The sequence below is a fragment of the Exiguobacterium sp. s95 genome (assembly GCF_018618655.1).
GTDB lineage: Bacteria > Bacillota > Bacilli > Exiguobacteriales > Exiguobacteriaceae > Exiguobacterium_A > Exiguobacterium_A oxidotolerans.
Window position 1 is genome coordinate 90,293 of record NZ_JACSMM010000003.1, and the last position, 17,094, is coordinate 107,386.

General features: G+C 46.5%; 17 protein-coding genes. 15 read left to right on the forward strand and 2 right to left on the reverse strand.

Annotation, left to right across the window (positions count from 1 at the left end):
- Positions 1-26: 26 nt before the first annotated feature.
- Both holA and KNP99_RS07710 read left to right on the forward strand, forming a co-directional pair.
- Positions 27-1,028: a DNA polymerase III subunit delta gene (gene holA, locus KNP99_RS07705; RefSeq protein ID WP_214765458.1), complete on the forward strand. Its 1,002-nt coding sequence runs from the start codon at positions 27-29 to the stop codon at positions 1,026-1,028.
- 15 nt (positions 1,029-1,043) lie between these two features.
- The gene (locus KNP99_RS07710; protein WP_215193146.1) at positions 1,044-1,481 is read left to right on the forward strand and encodes a GNAT family N-acetyltransferase; all 438 of its coding nucleotides are present in this window, start codon (positions 1,044-1,046) and stop codon (positions 1,479-1,481) included.
- Positions 1,482-1,616: 135 nt separating this feature from the next.
- Here KNP99_RS07710 and rpsT read toward each other — a convergent pair whose 3' ends face one another.
- Complete coding sequence (gene rpsT / locus KNP99_RS07715) at positions 1,617-1,877, reverse strand: 30S ribosomal protein S20 (RefSeq protein ID WP_014969761.1); 261 nt, start codon at positions 1,875-1,877, stop codon at positions 1,617-1,619.
- A gap of 233 nt (positions 1,878-2,110) precedes the next feature.
- Between rpsT and lepA the strand changes: the two genes are divergently transcribed.
- Together lepA and hemW are read left to right on the forward strand one after the other, a co-directional pair.
- On the forward strand, positions 2,111-3,934 hold the full coding sequence (gene lepA, locus KNP99_RS07720) for a translation elongation factor 4 (protein ID WP_029332895.1): 1,824 nt from the start codon (positions 2,111-2,113) through the stop codon (positions 3,932-3,934).
- 60 nt (positions 3,935-3,994) lie between these two features.
- Positions 3,995-5,140: a radical SAM family heme chaperone HemW gene (gene hemW / locus KNP99_RS07725; protein WP_088836523.1), complete on the forward strand. Its 1,146-nt coding sequence runs from the start codon at positions 3,995-3,997 to the stop codon at positions 5,138-5,140.
- 112 nt (positions 5,141-5,252) lie between these two features.
- Here the strand turns inward: hemW and KNP99_RS07730 are convergent, their stop codons facing one another.
- Positions 5,253-5,432, reverse strand: a complete 180-nt coding sequence (locus KNP99_RS07730; protein WP_215193147.1) for a hypothetical protein — start codon at positions 5,430-5,432, stop codon at positions 5,253-5,255.
- A gap of 77 nt (positions 5,433-5,509) precedes the next feature.
- Here KNP99_RS07730 and hrcA point away from each other — a divergent pair, with 77 nt between their 5' ends.
- From hrcA to deoC, 11 genes are all read left to right on the forward strand, one after another.
- Positions 5,510-6,547, forward strand: coding sequence for a heat-inducible transcriptional repressor HrcA (gene hrcA / locus KNP99_RS07735; protein ID WP_029332898.1), 1,038 nt, complete (start codon positions 5,510-5,512; stop codon positions 6,545-6,547).
- 24 nt (positions 6,548-6,571) lie between these two features.
- A complete protein-coding gene (grpE, locus tag KNP99_RS07740) occupies positions 6,572-7,132 on the forward strand; it encodes a nucleotide exchange factor GrpE (protein ID WP_029332899.1) in 561 nt (186 codons plus the stop codon).
- A gap of 53 nt (positions 7,133-7,185) precedes the next feature.
- Positions 7,186-9,012 carry a molecular chaperone DnaK gene (gene dnaK / locus KNP99_RS07745; protein ID WP_088836525.1) on the forward strand — a complete coding sequence of 609 codons (1,827 nt, stop codon included), beginning with the start codon at positions 7,186-7,188 and terminating at the stop codon, positions 9,010-9,012.
- Positions 9,013-9,147: 135 nt separating this feature from the next.
- Positions 9,148-10,257 (forward strand): molecular chaperone DnaJ, encoded by a 1,110-nt coding sequence (gene dnaJ, locus KNP99_RS07750; RefSeq protein WP_088836526.1) that lies wholly within the window; start codon positions 9,148-9,150, stop codon positions 10,255-10,257.
- Between the two features lie 24 nt (positions 10,258-10,281).
- On the forward strand, positions 10,282-11,229 hold the full coding sequence (prmA, locus tag KNP99_RS07755) for a 50S ribosomal protein L11 methyltransferase (protein ID WP_029332902.1): 948 nt from the start codon (positions 10,282-10,284) through the stop codon (positions 11,227-11,229).
- Between the two features lie 4 nt (positions 11,230-11,233).
- Positions 11,234-11,980, forward strand: a complete 747-nt coding sequence (locus KNP99_RS07760) for a 16S rRNA (uracil(1498)-N(3))-methyltransferase (protein WP_088836528.1) — start codon at positions 11,234-11,236, stop codon at positions 11,978-11,980.
- A 5-nt stretch (positions 11,981-11,985) separates the two neighbouring features.
- The gene (gene mtaB / locus KNP99_RS07765; protein WP_214802707.1) at positions 11,986-13,320 is read left to right on the forward strand and encodes a tRNA (N(6)-L-threonylcarbamoyladenosine(37)-C(2))-methylthiotransferase MtaB; all 1,335 of its coding nucleotides are present in this window, start codon (positions 11,986-11,988) and stop codon (positions 13,318-13,320) included.
- A 480-nt stretch (positions 13,321-13,800) separates the two neighbouring features.
- Positions 13,801-14,496, forward strand: a complete 696-nt coding sequence (gene rluF, locus KNP99_RS07770) for a 23S rRNA pseudouridine(2604) synthase RluF (protein WP_088836530.1) — start codon at positions 13,801-13,803, stop codon at positions 14,494-14,496.
- A 55-nt stretch (positions 14,497-14,551) separates the two neighbouring features.
- Positions 14,552-15,427, forward strand: a complete 876-nt coding sequence (rarD, locus tag KNP99_RS07775) for an EamA family transporter RarD (protein WP_029332906.1) — start codon at positions 14,552-14,554, stop codon at positions 15,425-15,427.
- A 22-nt stretch (positions 15,428-15,449) separates the two neighbouring features.
- On the forward strand, positions 15,450-16,334 hold the full coding sequence (gene rarD / locus KNP99_RS07780; protein WP_215193148.1) for an EamA family transporter RarD: 885 nt from the start codon (positions 15,450-15,452) through the stop codon (positions 16,332-16,334).
- A gap of 77 nt (positions 16,335-16,411) precedes the next feature.
- The gene (gene deoC / locus KNP99_RS07785) at positions 16,412-17,077 is read left to right on the forward strand and encodes a deoxyribose-phosphate aldolase (RefSeq protein WP_029332908.1); all 666 of its coding nucleotides are present in this window, start codon (positions 16,412-16,414) and stop codon (positions 17,075-17,077) included.
- Positions 17,078-17,094: the final 17 nt, after the last annotated feature.

The following is a 17,094-nucleotide window of genomic DNA, read 5'->3' on the forward strand; positions in this document are numbered from 1 at the left end:
ACAAACTGTGAAATGTGGTGGGAATGATGAAAACACCTTGGCTTGTCAATGGAAAGTTGGCTAACCTTTATTTATTATATGGGACGGAGCGTCATCTTTTAGAGGAGTGGGAACGTGAAATCGTGAAGGCGGCATTACCAGATGGCGAACGATTTGACTACATGAAGATCGATTTAAACGATCAGCCTCTCGATGCCGTGTTAGATGAGGCGGAAACAGTTCCTTTTTTAAGTGATTACCGTGTCGTGGTTGCAAAACCAGCGACTTTTCTGACGGGCGCGAAAGATAAAAAAACGCATAACGTTGATCGATTAGCGGAATATGTCTTACAACCGGCAGATTATGCAGTCGTCGTTTTAATTGTCGAAGCGGAGAAACTGGATGAACGAAAAAAAATCGTCAAGCGGTTGAAAGATCGTGCGACGGTCCTCGAAGCAAAAAAGCCGACTTCGGAAGAATTATTCCGCTTTACGATGGATACTGTTAATGACAAAGGATACCGGATGGAGCGACCGGCAATTGAACGGTTAATCTTTTTGACAGGAGAAATGTGGGGAACGTTAGCGCATGAGCTCGATAAGCTGATGCTTTATGCAGGCGATCATCCGACGATTGAATTGGCGGATGTTGATTTGTTAGTACCGCGGACACTTGAAGACAATGTCTTTCAATTGACGGATTACTTAATGAAACGTCAACTTGAGCCTGCGATTCGCCTGATTCGTGACTTAGAAAAGCAAGGTCAGGAAATATTAGCGCTGCTCGGTTTGATGGCACGTCAGTACCGAATGATGTTACTGTCTAAGCGCCTGGCGGAACAAGGTTATGGTGAACGACAAATTGCTTCAAAGGTCGGGGCGCATCCATATGCGATTAAATTAGCATTGCAGTCCGGGAAACGATTTACGTTCGCCCAACTCGAACAAGCGTTAATCGCCATCACGACGACTGATGAAGGGATGAAGACTGGGCGTGGTGATAAGCGAATATTGTTTGATTCACTAATCGTCCGACTAGCGACTTTGTGAGGAGCTGACTAACTAATGGAAATTCGAATGATTCAAGCAACAGAAGTGATTCCACTTCGTCATGGCGTCTTACGTCCGCATCAACCGATTGAGGCGTGCACGTATCCGGACGACTTGGCGACAGATACGTTTCACCTCGGAGGCGTCAAGGGCGGTAAAATTGTCGCAATCGGCTCATTTGCAAAACGGTCATGTGATACAGCTCCCGAATTGACATATCAATTGCGAGGAATGGCGACGAGTCCGGATGTACGTGGTGAAGGATACGGGATTGCATTGCTTGAAGAAGCACGACGAATTTTAAAGGAACGGCAAGCTACTGGTTGGTGGTGTAATGCCCGGCTAGTCGCAGTTCCGTTCTACGAACGATTTGGAATGAAGATTGCGAGTGAGCAATTTGAAATCGAAGGAATTGGTCCGCATCACGTGATGGTCGATCGATTGACGTATTGAAACGAAGTATTCAAATCAACTGAGACTGACTCGAAAGGAAGCATTCTTTTGGAGTCGGTCTCTTTTTTAAGCACAAAAAAATCGCCACCGGGGAAGCCCCTAGTGGCGATCGATCACCGTATTCTTCGGAAAGAATTAAAGTGCGTTTACGAGTTTAGCGAGACGTGATTTGTCACGACCAGCTTTGTTGCTGTGGATAAGACCTTTAGCAGCAGCTTTGTCGATTTTCTTAGACGCTGTGTTGAAAGCTACGAGCGCTTGCTCTTTGTTACCTTCAGTAGCGAAAGTTTCGACTGCTTTGATAGCTGAACGCATTGACGATTTACGTTGTACGTTAGCGACGCGGCGTTTTTCAGCTGTTTTAACACGCTTGATTGCTGATTTAATGTTAGCCATGGATGATTCACCTCCAAGAAAACTCATTCGAGATTTATATTCGCATATCTGCATTTATCGTTCAACAGAACAAACACAATTGTAGCAAACGTTTTTCTTAAAAGCAATAACAGCTCTAGGGTTTCTTTGGATTTTTGTTTTTCGGTAAAACAAAACGGGATGGTACAGCTCGTCTGATTTTTGTTATAATGAAGCGTATGTACGTTTGAATATAAGGTAAGGTGACTATAAACATGAATAATGCAGACCGTTTAAAACGGCAAAAGAGCATTCGGAACTTCTCGATTATCGCCCATATCGACCACGGGAAATCGACGCTCGCTGACCGTATTCTAGAAAGAACAGGCGCTTTGACGTCACGGGAAATGAAAGACCAAACGCTTGATGCCATGGATCTCGAACGGGAACGTGGAATTACAATCAAGTTGAATGCCGTCCAATTGAAGTATACAGCAAAAGATGGTGAGGAATATATCCTCCATCTGATCGACACACCTGGACACGTCGACTTTACTTATGAAGTTTCGCGTTCACTCGCAGCGTGTGAAGGTGCTGTTCTCGTCGTCGATGCGGCGCAAGGGATTGAAGCACAAACACTCGCGAACGTCTACTTGGCGTTAGATAACGATCTTGAAATTTTACCGATCATCAATAAAATTGACCTGCCGTCGGCGGATGTCGAACGTGTTCGTCAAGAAATCGAAGATGTCATCGGACTCGATGCATCTGAAGCGGTTCCGACGTCAGCAAAAGCAGGAATCGGAATTGAAGAGATTCTTGAACAAATCGTCGAAAAAGTGCCTGCACCAACCGGTGATCCGGCTGCACCGCTTGAAGCGTTAATTTTTGACTCGTTCTATGACCCGTACCGTGGTGTTGTCGCATCAATCCGAATCGTCAACGGAACGGTCAAAGTCGGTGATAAAATTCGTATGATGTCGACCGGTAAAGATTTCGAAGTCTTAGAACTTGCCGTTTCGACACCAAAGGCACTTCGTCAACAAGAATTAACGGTCGGAGATGTTGGTACATTGTCAGCGTCGATTAAGACCGTTGGAGACGTCCGAGTAGGGGATACGATTACACTCGCGAAACAACCGGCAATCGAAGCGTTGCCGGGTTACCGGAAAATGAATCCGATGGTGTATTGTGGACTGTATCCAATCGATGCCGCCCGTTACAATGATTTACGTGAAGCGCTTGAGCGTCTCCAGTTAAGTGATGCAGCACTCGAGTTCGAGCCGGAGACATCGCAAGCACTCGGATTCGGTTTCCGCTGTGGATTCCTAGGTATGTTGCACATGGAAATCATTCAAGAGCGAATCGAACGTGAGTTCAACATCGATATGATCACGACAGCACCGTCGGTTATCTACAACGTGACGACGACGTCTGGCGAAGTCTTGCATGTCGACAACCCGTCGAAGATGCCCGATCAACAAAAGGTCGAGTTCATCGAAGAACCTTTCGTCAAGGCAGCTGTCATGACGCCGAACGACTATGTCGGGGCAATCATGGAACTTTGTCAAAAGAAACGTGGGACGTTCATCGACATGGAATACATCGATACGACACGTGTTAAAATCACGTATGAGTTACCGCTTTCGGAAATCGTTTATGATTTCTTCGATCAATTAAAATCGAGTACAAAAGGATATGCTTCACTGGATTACGAATTGATTGGCTACCAACAATCACGCCTTGTGAAGATGGATATCCTATTGAATAACGAAAACGTCGATGCCCTGAGTTTCATCGTTCACCGTGATTTTGCGTACGAACGTGGGAAAGTCATCGTTGATAAATTAAAAGAATTGATTCCACGGATGCAATTCGAAGTGCCGATTCAAGCTGCGGTCGGGACAAAAATCGTTGCGCGTTCGACGATTAAAGCCCTTCGGAAAAACGTTCTCGCAAAATGTTATGGTGGGGATATCTCACGAAAACGTAAATTGCTTGAGAAGCAAAAAGAAGGTAAGAAGCGCATGAAGATGGTAGGCTCGGTAGAGGTACCTCAAGAAGCCTTCATGTCGGTTCTGTCGATGGATGAAGATTAAAGTCAAAAGGGGGCGTTTAACGCACCCTTTTTCTTGTTTATATAGAAAGGATGAGGCGAAATGACTCCACGCGCCGCATATGTCCACATTCCGTTTTGTGAACATATCTGTTACTACTGTGATTTCAATAAAGTATTTTTAAAGAATCAACCGGTTGCGGAATATTTAGATGCGTTAGAACGTGAAATCGAACTGACACTACAACAATACCCGACCGATCGACTTGAAACGATTTTCATTGGTGGCGGAACACCGACTGCCCTGAACGAACAACAGATGCAACGTCTGATGGACATCATCAGCAAACATCTCTTGCCGCTGACGGATGAGACGCTTGAATACACGGTCGAGTCGAATCCGGACGGCGTATCGCCTGAAAAACTCGATATCATGAAAGCGGGTGGTGTCAACCGTGTCAGTTTCGGTGTCCAGTCGTTTGATGACGGATTGCTTGAACGGATCGGTCGGACGCACCGGGAAGCGAAAGTCGCAGAGACGCTTGACGAAGCGGCTAAACGGTTTGATAACATTTCCGTCGATTTGATGTTCGGCTTACCGAATCAAACGCTTGAGCAAGTTAAATACGATGTCGAGCGCGCCCTTCGCTTACCGATCACCCATATTTCGTCGTACTCGTTAATTTTGGAACCGCACACCGTGTTCGCGATTCAAGAACGAAAAGGAAAACTCCCGTTACCGACACAAGATCTTGAAGCAGAGATGTATCGTTTGATGATTGAGACGATTGAAGCCGGTGGTTTGAAACAATACGAAATTTCGAACTTCTCGTTACCGGGGAAAGAAAGTCGGCATAACCGGGTCTACTGGGAAAATGATGAGTATTACGGTTTCGGCGCAGGCTCGCATAGTTACATCGCTCAAACACGTCGCGCGAACATCGCACCGATTCCGCATTACATCAAGGCGGAAGGTTTACCGGTCCGCAACGAGACACCACTGACACGTGTCGAGCGAATGGAAGAAGAGATGTTCCTCGGACTTCGGATGAAACAAGGGGTGTCAATCGAACACTTTGAGCAAAAGTATGGGATAGCGTTAGATGCTGCTTTTGGTAAAACAATCACGAAGTTATTGCCGCGCGGATTAGTCGAACGGACGGATACACACTTGCGATTAACGGAGGCGGGTGTCCCGCTTGCGAATGAAGTATTCGCCGAGTTCATCGGTGAAGCGGAAGTTGAATGATTTCAGGACGACAAAAAAACCAATCCACAGTAGCGGGATTGGTTTTTTGCGTACAGACAACGTGCTATTGGGAGATAAAAGCGTCTTTTCTCGTTATTTTCCTCGTACGCGTCTATTTTTTAGATTTTCTTGCGAAATAAGCAGTCGTTCCGATGATGGCAATGAACAACCAAACGAACACACCGGCCATCGCAAACATCTCAAGCATCTTGATCATCCTTTTCATCATTTGTTTCACTGTATCGTATAATGGGAAATTGTTCAAAGGGTTCAGCAAATCTGTTGACATCATTTCCACTATTCCTTATAGTAAAGATGTAATTAGCACTCGTTAAAAGTGAGTGCTAACAAAATAAGGTGGTGAAGAAGGTGCTGACGGATCGTCAATTGTTGATTTTGCGTGCAATCGTCGATGATTATATCAAAACCGCTCAACCCGTCGGCTCACGGACGCTCTCGAAACGAGACGACGTGACGTTCAGTTCCGCGACCATTCGAAATGAGATGGCGGACCTCGAAGAGATGGGATTGATTGAAAAACCGCATACTTCTGCGGGACGAATTCCATCTGAGCTTGGATATCGATTTTATGTCGATCATCTGATTCGTCCGGAAAGCATCTCACCGCAAGAGGCAAAAGCATTAAAATCATTATTTGCCCATTCCGTGAATGAAAATGATCGCTTGATCAGACATACGGCGGACTTGTTGAGCGAATTGACGCATTACACGACACTTGTATTAGGTCCTAAAGAAGAAGGACAACGGCTCCACCATTTAGAATTAATCCCGTTAGCAGAAGGACGCGTCGTAATCGTTCTCGTAACGGAGACAGGTCATGTTGAGCATAAGACACTTCAGTTAGCGGAAGCTCTCTCACGTGAGGCAGCGAGTCGACTGATGGAACGTCTGAATAAGACGTTACGAGGAACGCCACTGAGCAATCTTCGTATTCGTTTGCTGGAAGAAATCAGACGTTTTCGTTCCGAACATTCGGAGCAGACGTCGTTACTTTCGAAAGCACTCGATATCGTTCTGATGGATCAACAGGATGAGCGTCCCTTGATTTATCTGGGTGGGAAAGCAAATATGTTCGACCAACCGGAATTTCAAGACGTCGCCAAACTAAGACCTGTCTTAGAATTGATTGAACAGCAGGAAGCATTGTTTGATTTCTTGAGTCCGAATCTCGATAATCAAATCTTGATTACGATCGGAAGCGAGAACAATGTCGATGCCCTGAAGGATTGTAGCGTGATCCGTGCCCATTACTCCGTTGATGGCGTTTCGCTCGGGACACTTGCGCTGATTGGTCCAAAACGGATGGATTATAATCGAGGCATCAATTCGATCATTCATCTTTTGCAAGCATTCCAAACCGAGCTGCGTAAAAACAGCTTGGATTGAATATAGAAAGGGGCTCGATTCAGAGTGGAAGAAAAAGAGCAGAATCAAAACCTCAGTAATGAAGAAACAACCGAGCAACAAGCAGAAACAGTTGAAGTAACAGAAGAGGAACTCGTGCAAGCGGACCTCGTCGAAGAAGAAGCGACACCGAATTTTGAAGCGCAACTTGCTGAAGCAAAAGCATCAGAATTACGGTTGCGTGCCGATTTTGATAACTTCAAGCGCCGTAACCGGATTGAAGCAGAAAATCGTGCGAAGTATTCATCACAATCTATCGTCGAGAAGTTACTCCCACTCGTCGATAACCTTGATCGCGCACTTCAGATTGAGTCTGACAACGAAGAAACAAAGTCCGTCTTAGCGGGTGTCGAAATGGTCAAGCGTCAGTTAGCCGAAACCCTTCAAAACGAAGGTGTCGTTGAAATTCCAGCGGTTGGCGAAGCCTTTGACCCGAATCTGCATCAGGCAGTCGTTCAGGAAGCAAGTGACGAATTCGAGTCGGGCATCGTAACGGCTGAATTCCAAAAAGGGTATAAGTTACATGACCGCGTGATTCGTCCAAGCATGGTCAAAGTCGCAGAGTAATCTCGAATCATCCGAAACACAACAATTAACTAATCGAAGGTGAGGAATTTATCATGGCAAAAATCATTGGTATTGACTTAGGTACAACGAACTCATGTGTAGCAGTAATGGAAGGCGGAGAGCCGGTCGTTATCGCAAACGCAGAAGGTAACCGTACGACACCATCTGTCGTCGCTTTTAAAAACGGAGAGCGTCAAGTCGGGGAAGTCGCGAAACGTCAAGCAATCACGAACCCGAATACAATCATGTCGATTAAACGTCACATGGGTACAGACTACAAAGTTGAAGTTGAAGGAAAAGATTACACGCCACAAGAAGTATCAGCAATCATCCTTCAAAAATTGAAAGCGCAAGCTGAAGATTATCTCGGTGAAAAAGTAACGGAAGCTGTCATCACAGTACCTGCTTATTTCAATGATGCAGAACGCCAAGCAACAAAAGACGCGGGTACAATCGCTGGTCTTGACGTGAAACGGATCATCAACGAGCCAACTGCAGCAGCACTTGCATACGGACTTGAAAAAGGCGAAGACCACACAATCCTCATCTATGACTTAGGTGGCGGTACATTCGACGTTTCAATCCTTGAACTTGGTGATGGTGTCTTTGAAGTTGTTTCAACAGCCGGTGACAGCCGTCTTGGAGGAGATGATTTTGACCAAAAAATCATCGATCACCTTGTTGCAGAATTCAAAAAAGACAATGGCATCGACTTAGCACAAGATAAAATGGCACTTCAACGTTTGAAAGATGCTGCTGAAAAAGCGAAGAAAGACCTTTCAGGTGTCTCTTCAACACAAATCAGCCTTCCGTTCATCACGGCTGGCGCAGCAGGTCCACTTCACCTTGAAATGACGTTATCACGTGCGAAATTCGACGATTTGACTGCTGACCTCGTCGAGCGGACGATGGAACCAACGCGTCGTGCACTTAGCGATGCTGGTATGTCACCAGATAAAATCGATAAAATCATTCTTGTTGGTGGATCAACACGAATTCCTGCAGTCCAAAAAGCAGTTCAAGACTTCACAGGTAAAGAATCATTCAAAGGCGTTAACCCGGATGAAGTTGTTGCCCTCGGTGCAGCAGTTCAAGGTGGCGTATTGACTGGTGACGTCAAAGACGTTGTTCTTCTTGACGTAACACCACTCTCACTCGGAATCGAAACAATGGGTAGCGTGATGACGAAGTTGATCGATCGTAACACGACGATCCCGACATCGAAATCACAAGTGTTCTCTACAGCAGCTGATAACCAGCCGGCAGTAGATATCCACGTCCTTCAAGGGGAACGTCCGATGGCAACAGATAACAAAACGCTGGGTCGTTTCCAGTTGACAGACATTCCACCGGCACAACGCGGCGTGCCGCAAATCGAAGTTAAATTCGACATCGATGCAAACGGAATCGTTAACGTATCGGCGAAAGACCTCGGTACAAACAAAGAACAATCGATCACAATCCAATCATCAAGCGGCTTGACTGAAGCGGACATCGATCAAATGGTCAAAGATGCTGAAGCGAACGCAGATGCAGACAACAAACGTAAAGAAGAAGTTGAACTTCGTAACGAAGCCGATCAACTCGTCTTCGCGACAGATAAAGCAATCAAAGATCTCGGCGAACAAATCGATGCTGCCGATAAAGAAAAAGCAGAAGCTGCAAAAGAAAAAGTAACAACGGCTCTTGCTGGAGAAGACATCGAAGCGATTCGTACGGCGAAAGATGAATTATCAACAGTCGTTCAAGAACTCACACAAAAAGTCTACGAAAACATGGCTCAACAACAAGCTGGCGCTGAAGGCGCACAAGCTGACGGACAAGACGACAACGTCATGGACGCAGAATTTGAAGAAGTAGACGATAAAGACAACAAATAATTCGAATCGACCGATTTTTCGGGCGCTAGAGAGAGCCAAAGCGTGATCCGCGCTTTGGCTCTTTCCATGTCGCACGAAGTTCGGTAAAATCAAACAGTATGAAGTGAATCGGAGCCAAAGAGAGGGAGACTGAACGTGGAAAAACGCGATTATTATGAAGTGTTAGGTGTTGCACGCGACGCCTCAGCAGCAGAAATTAAACGAGCTTATCGGAAACTCGCCCGGACGTACCATCCGGATGTCAATAAAGAATCAGATGCCGATGCAAAATTCAAAGAGATTTCGGAAGCGTACGAAATTTTGTCTGACGACAATAAACGAGCACGTTACGATCAGTACGGTCACCAAGATCCATCGCAAGGTGGTGCAGGATTCGGCGGCGCAGAAGGATTCGGGGACATCTTTGACATGTTCTTTGGTGGTGGTGGACGCCGTCAAGATCCGAATGCACCGCGTAAAGGACAAGATCTCCAGTACGTAGAAGAAATTGATTTCATGGAGGCATTCTCGGGTGTTGAGAAAGTCATCACGATTCCAATCGAGGAAGATTGCGAAACGTGTCATGGATCAGGTGCAAAACCAGGGACGCACCCAGAAACATGTAAACGTTGTGCTGGATCAGGTCACATCAACGTCGAACAAAACACGATGTTCGGTCGTGTCGTCAACCAAACAACATGTTCGACATGTCACGGGCGTGGACAAATCGTCAAAGAACCATGTGAAACATGTCGTGGTGCAGGTCGTGTCCGTAAAAATAAAGACGTTCGTGTCAAAATTCCAGCAGGGATCGACAATGGACAACAAATTCGCTTAGCTGGTAAAGGGGAAGCAGGCGTCAACGGCGGACCGTTCGGTGATCTCTACGTCGTCGTCCGTGTCCGGGAACACGAATTGTTCGAGCGCGTTGACGATCATATCGTCATGGACATGCCGTTAACATTCGCTCAAGCGACACTCGGGGATGAAATCGAAGTGCCAACCGTTCATGGAAAAGTTAGCTTGAAGATTCCGGCCGGTACACAAACTGGATCACGGTTCCGCCTTCGTGGTAAAGGGATGCCGAACGTTCGTTCAGGTCATCATGGTGACCAGTATGTCAACGTCGTCCTCATCACACCGAAGCATTTGACAGATCGTCAAAAAGAAATCTTACGTGAATTCAACGAAATCAGTGATGAAAAAGGTGTCGAAGAGCAGCATGAAGGTGTCTTTGGCCGTATTAAAACATTCTTTAAAGGGTGATTCGCTAAAGGAGCGTGACAGGAAATGAAATGGTCAGAAGTTTGTGTCCATACGACACAAGAAGCAGTCGAAGCAGTCTCGAATATTTTACATGAAGCAGGAGCGAGTGGTGTCGTCATCGAGGATGTCGAAGATTTCGAGATGATGTCGCATCGTGAAGACAACTTCGGTGAAATTTGGGATGAGAAAAAACGAGACGAATATCCGGATACAGGTGTCCTCGTCAAAGCTTATCTTGCGGAAAGTAGCGATTTGACGGATATGATTAAAGGAATCGAACGTGATATCCAGATGCTGACGCAGTTCGGACTGACGATCGGTTCAGGTACTGTCACGCTCACACAAGTCGATGAAGAAGACTGGGCCCATTCGTGGAAACAGTTTTATAAACCGGTCAAGATCAGCCGTCACTTGACGGTTGTTCCGATGTGGGAAGACTATACACCACAACCGGATGAAAAAATCATCGAACTTGACCCGGGTATGGCGTTTGGGACAGGAACGCATCCGACGACAGTTCTCTGTATTCAAGCGATTGAAAACTACTTGCAAGAGCAAGATCGCGTCGTCGATGTCGGGACGGGTTCAGGTGTCCTCGCAATCGCCGCTGCGAAACTGGGAGCAAAAGATGTGTTCGCGCTTGATTTAGATGAAGTCGCTGTTAAATCAGCGACGGATAACGTGGCACTCAATCAAGTCAGTGACCGGATCACAGTCCGTCAAGGTGACTTGATGAAAGCATTAAATGAGCCTGTCGAATTGATTGTCGCAAACATCTTAGCTGAGGTCATCTTATTGTTTGTGAACGATGCCTACGAGCTGACACTGCCAGGCGGGCACTTCATTGCTTCAGGCATCATCAGTCAGAAGAAAGACATGGTTGTCGAGGCGATGACCGAGGCCGGCTTTACGATTGTTGAAACAACAAAACTGGAAGACTGGGTCGCAATCATTGCGAAACGCGAGGCCTGAGCCGATGCAACGATACTTTGTAGAACAGGCAGCTCGCTCGGGAGAACGGTTTACCTTGCAAAAGGATGACGCCCATCATATGAAAAACGTCATGCGGATGGATGTCGGGGATGAAATCTTGGTCCTTGATGGAACCGGCCTATTTCGTTGTGCGCTCGAAGAACTCGACAAACAACAGGCCATCGCACGGATTGTCGAGTCGTCATCAATCGATACAGAATTACCGATTCGGGTGACGCTTGCCTATGCCTTGCCGAAAGGTGATAAAATCGAGCTTGTCGCTCAAAAAGCGACCGAACTCGGGATGAATCAACTACTCATTTTTGAATCCGCCCGTTCGGTCTCGAAATGGGATGCGAAAAAGGTCCCGAAAAAACTCGAGCGTCTTGAAAAAATCATCAAAGAAGCTGCCGAGCAATCCTACCGTGCTCACTTGCCGCAAGTTGACTATGTGACGTATGATGAAGTCCTACAAGAAGCACCGCAATATACTGCATGTTTAGTCGCGTATGAAGAAGCAGCGAAAGAAGGCGAAGCTACGGCTTTTGCCTCGACCCTTGCGCGACTACAAGCAGGGGATTCACTCCTCGTCGTGATTGGTCCTGAAGGTGGACTGACGGAGACGGAGGTAACACGGTTGACTGATGCCGGCTTCTTACCGGCATCACTCGGACGACGGATTTTACGGACGGAAACGGCGCCGCTGTATGTCCTATCCGCCGTATCGTATCATTTTGAACTGAAAGGGTGAACGAAATGGCTACTGTTGCCTTTCAAACGCTTGGCTGTAAAGTCAATCATTATGAGACAGAGGCCGTCTGGCAGCTGTTTAAAGATGCAGGTTACGCGCGTGTCGATTTTGCAGATCATGCAGACGTCTACGTCGTCAATACATGTACCGTTACGAATACGGGTGATAAAAAAAGTCGTCAAGTCATTCGACGGGCGATTCGTCAAAATCCAGACAGTGTCATCTGTGTAACGGGTTGTTATGCGCAGACATCGCCTGCAGAAATCATGGCGATTCCAGGGGTTGACGTCGTCGTCGGGACGCAAGACCGCCACAAGATGATTGGGTACATCGAACAGTTCCGCGAAGAACGGATGCCAATTAATGCAGTCGGGAACATCATGAAGGCAAAAGTCTACGAAGAACTGGACGTTCCAGCGTTTACGGACCGGACACGTGCTTCGCTGAAGATTCAAGAAGGCTGCAATAATTTTTGTACCTTCTGCATCATTCCATGGGCACGTGGGTTGATGCGTTCTCGTCAACCGGAAGATGTCTTAAAGCAAGCACAACAGCTCGTTGATGCCGGTTACAAAGAAATCGTCTTGACGGGGATTCATACGGGTGGCTACGGTGAAGATTTGAAAGACTATAACTTAGCGAAGTTACTCAAAGCACTCGAGTCCGTCACAGGTCTTGAACGCCTTCGGATTTCTTCGATCGAAGCGAGTCAAATCACGGATGAAGTGTTAGACGTCTTAAAGGATTCGCCAATCGTCGTCCGACACTTGCATGTTCCGATTCAGTCAGCATCGGATACCGTTTTACGGCGGATGCGTCGTAAGTACACGATGGCGGAGTTCGGGGAACGGATCACGCGTCTGAAAGAAGTGTTACCGGACTGTGCCATCACGTCAGATGTCATCGTCGGTTTCCCGGGTGAGACGGAAGAAGAATTCATGGAGACGTTCAACTTCATCAATAATCATAAGTTCAGTGAGCTGCATGTCTTCCCTTACTCGAAACGGACAGGGACACCAGCTGCGATGATGGACGATCAAGTGGAAGAGTCGATGAAAGAACAGCGTGTTGCGCGTTTGATCGCTTTATCGGATCAACTCGCAAAAGAATATGCTTCAAAATACGAAGGGGAACTGCTTGAAATCATTCCGGAAGAGTTTTCGGAAGAAGCAGGCGGTCGTCTCGTCGGTTACACGGACAATTACTTACGTGTCGCGATCGAGGGAGACGAATCTTTGATTGGTCAACTCGTGCGCGTCAAAATCAATAAAGCCGGCTATCCAATGAATGACGGACAATTCGTCCGCATCATGGAGACATTAAAAGAACAAGCGATCTGAAATGAGTTCGTCTTCCTGCTTCAGGGAGGCGAACTTTTTTAGCGAGTAGACAACGTGCTATCGGGAGATCAAGCGTCTTTATTCGTTGCTTTCCTCGGGCGAGGCGCAAGCCGTTGCTCCTTGGTCCTAACGGACAACGAGCAGGGTCTTGCCTGCCTCTGAAAGTGCGTTGAAAACGCACTTTTTCCCGTAGGAATCAACGAAACGTGACGCTTTTTAGGTAATATCTTGAAAAAAAGCCAGACAAGCAGACGGTTTAGAGTGCACTCCGTCTTGAATCTCCTTAGAACCGCAAAATACAATCGGTCGCGACCCTGCCGCTTTGAAGACGAGGTGAGAGACAGGGGAGCACGAACGGATTGACTCTCGATATCGCATGTTCACGCTTCATAACACGCTGTACAAAATAAATTATTTTGTTTTCAAGTAACGGATACGCTACACTGAGGAAAGATTCTAACAAGAGAAAGAGGACAATCTATGCGAATTAATAAATTCATCAGTGAAACAGGATACTGCTCAAGACGAGCAGCGGATAAATTGGTCGATGCCGGTCGCGTCACAATCAACGGTGTCGTTGCCGAACTCGGCTCACAAGCGGAAGCGACGGATGCCGTTGAAATCGATGGACAGCCGCTCCAAACAAAACCGACACTTGAGTACTTGATTTTGAACAAACCGGTCGGCATCACATGTACGACCGAACTCGACATCGAAGGAAATATCATCGATTTCGTCAATCATCCGAAACGGATTTTCCCGATCGGGCGCTTAGACAAAGACTCAGATGGACTGATCATTTTGACGAACGATGGGGACATCGTCAACCGGATTTTACGGGCAGAGAATAATCACGATAAAGAATATATCGTAACGGTTGATGCCCCGATCACAGAGACGTTCATCGAAGGAATGGCGAGCGGCGTCGATATCCTTGGAACGACAACGAAAGAATGTATCGTCGAACAACTCGAGTCACGGACATTCCGAATCGTCTTGACGCAAGGGCTGAACCGGCAGATTCGTCGCATGTGTAAAGAATTTGGTTACCGCGTCAAACGGTTGCAGCGGGTCCGTATCATGAATATTGAGTTAGGTGATTTACCGATTGGTGAATGGCGTGACTTGACGGAGTCAGAAATGAAAACCTTATTTACGACGCTCGATCAGGAATAACGAAAAAGTCGCCATGATGATGGCGGCTTTACTTGTATACATAAGGAGGTTCATTGTGGATAAACGGGGAATGAGCGCGACGTTCGTCGCCTACGTGATTGGCGGGTTGTTACCGATTTACAAATTATTTGCAGACACTGTTCCGGCATGGACGGTCGTGTCGATTCGCATCATCAGTGCGTTCATCTTCGTCACACTATTATTACGTTTGTCCGGCAAATTTACGCAAGTCGGTCGATTATGGCGGAATAAAAAACAACGTCTGACCGTTTTAGCTGCTGGTCTTGTCCTCGGTGGGAATTGGACGCTCTATCTCTATGCAATCGGTGAAGGGTACATCGTCGAATCGTCGCTCGGCTATTACATCAATCCGCTCGTCAGCGTATTGTTTGGGTTGTTATTTTTCCAAGAACGTTTGAACCGGCCCCAATTGATTGCCATCATCAGTGCCATCATCGGTGTCTTGATTTTGACATTCGGCTACGGGAAGTTTCCAATCATTGCTTTTTCGCTTGCTGTTTCGTTTGCTTTTTATGGTGTGTTAAAGAAAAAGGCAGCGGCAGAACCGTTATCAGGGTTATTCCTAGAGACGTTAGTGACATTACCGTTCGCGTTGTTGACGCTTGGTGTGACGGGAGCGAATCCGCTCGCTTTACCGACCGGAGCCTTGATTGCCATCATCATGCTTGGTGTTGCGACAGCTGTTCAGTTGATGCTGTTTGGGTACGGTATGCCGAAGATTCCATTTGTATATGTCGGTATCTTGCAGTACATCGCACCGACGTTGACGTTAGTACTCGGTGTCTTTTTGTTTAATGATGTGTTTACATCGATTCACTTCGTGGCCTTCCTGTTCATCTGGATTGCCGTCGCACTGTTTACGATCAGTGGTTTATCGGCAGGACGAATGAAGATGAAAAAGGTCTCGTAATTCAGAAAAGAGGAATGGAACGATGAATAAACCTGGCCTGTTTGCCACATTAGGAGCATATGTCATTTGGGGATTACTTCCGATTTATTGGAAGCTGTTAGCTAGCGTCTCAAGCGAGGCAATACTCGCCAATCGGATTGTCTGGTCGTTTTTGTTTTTATTACTGTTATTGTATTTCCAAAAAGCATTACCTAAATTGACGACGGCGTTTAAAAATCAACGGACACGAAGATTGTTTTTCTTGAACGGAATCATCATTAGTATGAATTGGTTTATCTACATCTGGGCAGTCAACCATAATTTCATCGTCGAAGCCTCGCTTGGCTACTACATCAATCCGCTCGTCAGCATCGTGTTCGGGGTGTTCTTCTTTAAAGAGAAACTGTCACGGATTGAATGGATTGCAATTTTGCTCGCGACGATCGGTGTCTTGATTTTAACAATCGGTTATGGCGAGTTCCCTTGGATTTCGCTTGCGCTCGCATTTAGTTTCGGCTTTTATGGTGTCGTCAAGAAACAACGTCCGCTCGAAGCGACGGTCAGTCTGACACTCGAAACGCTCGCACCGCTACCGCTCGCACTCCTTTTTATCAGTTATCTCGGTGTACAAGGAACGTCGACCTTCTCGCACACACCGTTCGTCACGGCAGGATTATTGTTGACAGGTGTAATCACGGCCGTACCGTTACTTTTATTCGGTTTTGGTGCCCAACGGATCCCATATACAGTCGTCGGTTTTCTACAGTTTGTTGCTCCGACGCTATCACTTGCCATCGGTGTTCTCTTGTATGATGAACCCTTTACACGTACACACTTGGTCGCGTTTACATTTATTTGGTCGGCTGCGCTCGTCTTTACGTTAAACAGTTTGCTGCTTCGAAAAAAACAACTGCGGAAAGTAGCGTAAAAAGATAGAAGTCTGACCTCTTGCGTGATAGAATAGAAAAAGAGTATAAGGGATATCCTTAAGGAGGAAAACTAATCATGAACTTAGCAGCTATGATCGACCACACGGCACTCAAGCCGGAAACATCACGCGCCCAAATCGAAACACTTTGCAAGGAAGCACTCGAGTACAAATTTGCTAGCGTCTGTGTCAACCCGACGTATGTCGCACTTGCAGCAGAACTTTTAAAGTCTGACGACGACGTTAAAGTTTGTACAGTAATCGGTTTCCCACTTGGTGCGAACACACCAGAAGTCAAAGCTTTCGAAACGAAAGATGCGATCAAAAACGGTGCAACTGAAATCGACATGGTTCTTAACATCGGCGCACTAAAAGACGGTGACGTGGAACTCGTGGAACGTGATATCCGTGCAGTAGTCGAAGCGGCGAATGGTACGCTCGTTAAAGTCATTTTTGAAAACTGCCTCTTAACAAAAGAAGAAATCAAAACAGCTGCTGAACTTTCAGTCAAAGCTGGAGCGAACTTCGTTAAAACATCAACTGGTTTCTCAACTGGTGGTGCAACGGTTGAAGACATTCGCCTCATGCGTGAAACAGTGGGACCTGACATCGGTGTAAAAGCTTCAGGTGGCGTTCGTGACTTCGAAGGCGCTAAAGCGATGATCGATGCTGGTGCATCACGTATCGGTGCATCTGCTGGTATCGCCATCGTAACAGGCGGTTCTTCAGACAGCGATTATTAATTCGCAATAAATACATC

Bases quoted from the DNA above. Each gene is read 5' to 3' on its own strand.
- lepA (WP_029332895.1), top strand. From the start codon at position 2,111: ATGAATAATGCAGACCGTTTAAAACGGCAAAAGAGCATTCGGAACTTC.
- KNP99_RS07730 (WP_215193147.1), bottom strand. From the start codon at position 5,432: ATGATGTCAACAGATTTGCTGAACCCTTTGAACAATTTCCCATTATAC.
- rarD (WP_215193148.1), top strand. From the start codon at position 15,450: ATGAATAAACCTGGCCTGTTTGCCACATTAGGAGCATATGTCATTTGG.
- mtaB (WP_214802707.1), top strand. From the start codon at position 11,986: ATGGCTACTGTTGCCTTTCAAACGCTTGGCTGTAAAGTCAATCATTAT.
- KNP99_RS07760 (WP_088836528.1), top strand. From the start codon at position 11,234: ATGCAACGATACTTTGTAGAACAGGCAGCTCGCTCGGGAGAACGGTTT.
- rpsT (WP_014969761.1), bottom strand. From the start codon at position 1,877: ATGGCTAACATTAAATCAGCAATCAAGCGTGTTAAAACAGCTGAAAAA.
- prmA (WP_029332902.1), top strand. From the start codon at position 10,282: ATGAAATGGTCAGAAGTTTGTGTCCATACGACACAAGAAGCAGTCGAA.
- rluF (WP_088836530.1), top strand. From the start codon at position 13,801: ATGCGAATTAATAAATTCATCAGTGAAACAGGATACTGCTCAAGACGA.
- dnaK (WP_088836525.1), top strand. From the start codon at position 7,186: ATGGCAAAAATCATTGGTATTGACTTAGGTACAACGAACTCATGTGTA.
- KNP99_RS07710 (WP_215193146.1), top strand. From the start codon at position 1,044: ATGGAAATTCGAATGATTCAAGCAACAGAAGTGATTCCACTTCGTCAT.
- holA (WP_214765458.1), top strand. From the start codon at position 27: ATGAAAACACCTTGGCTTGTCAATGGAAAGTTGGCTAACCTTTATTTA.
- hemW (WP_088836523.1), top strand. From the start codon at position 3,995: ATGACTCCACGCGCCGCATATGTCCACATTCCGTTTTGTGAACATATC.
- deoC (WP_029332908.1), top strand. From the start codon at position 16,412: ATGAACTTAGCAGCTATGATCGACCACACGGCACTCAAGCCGGAAACA.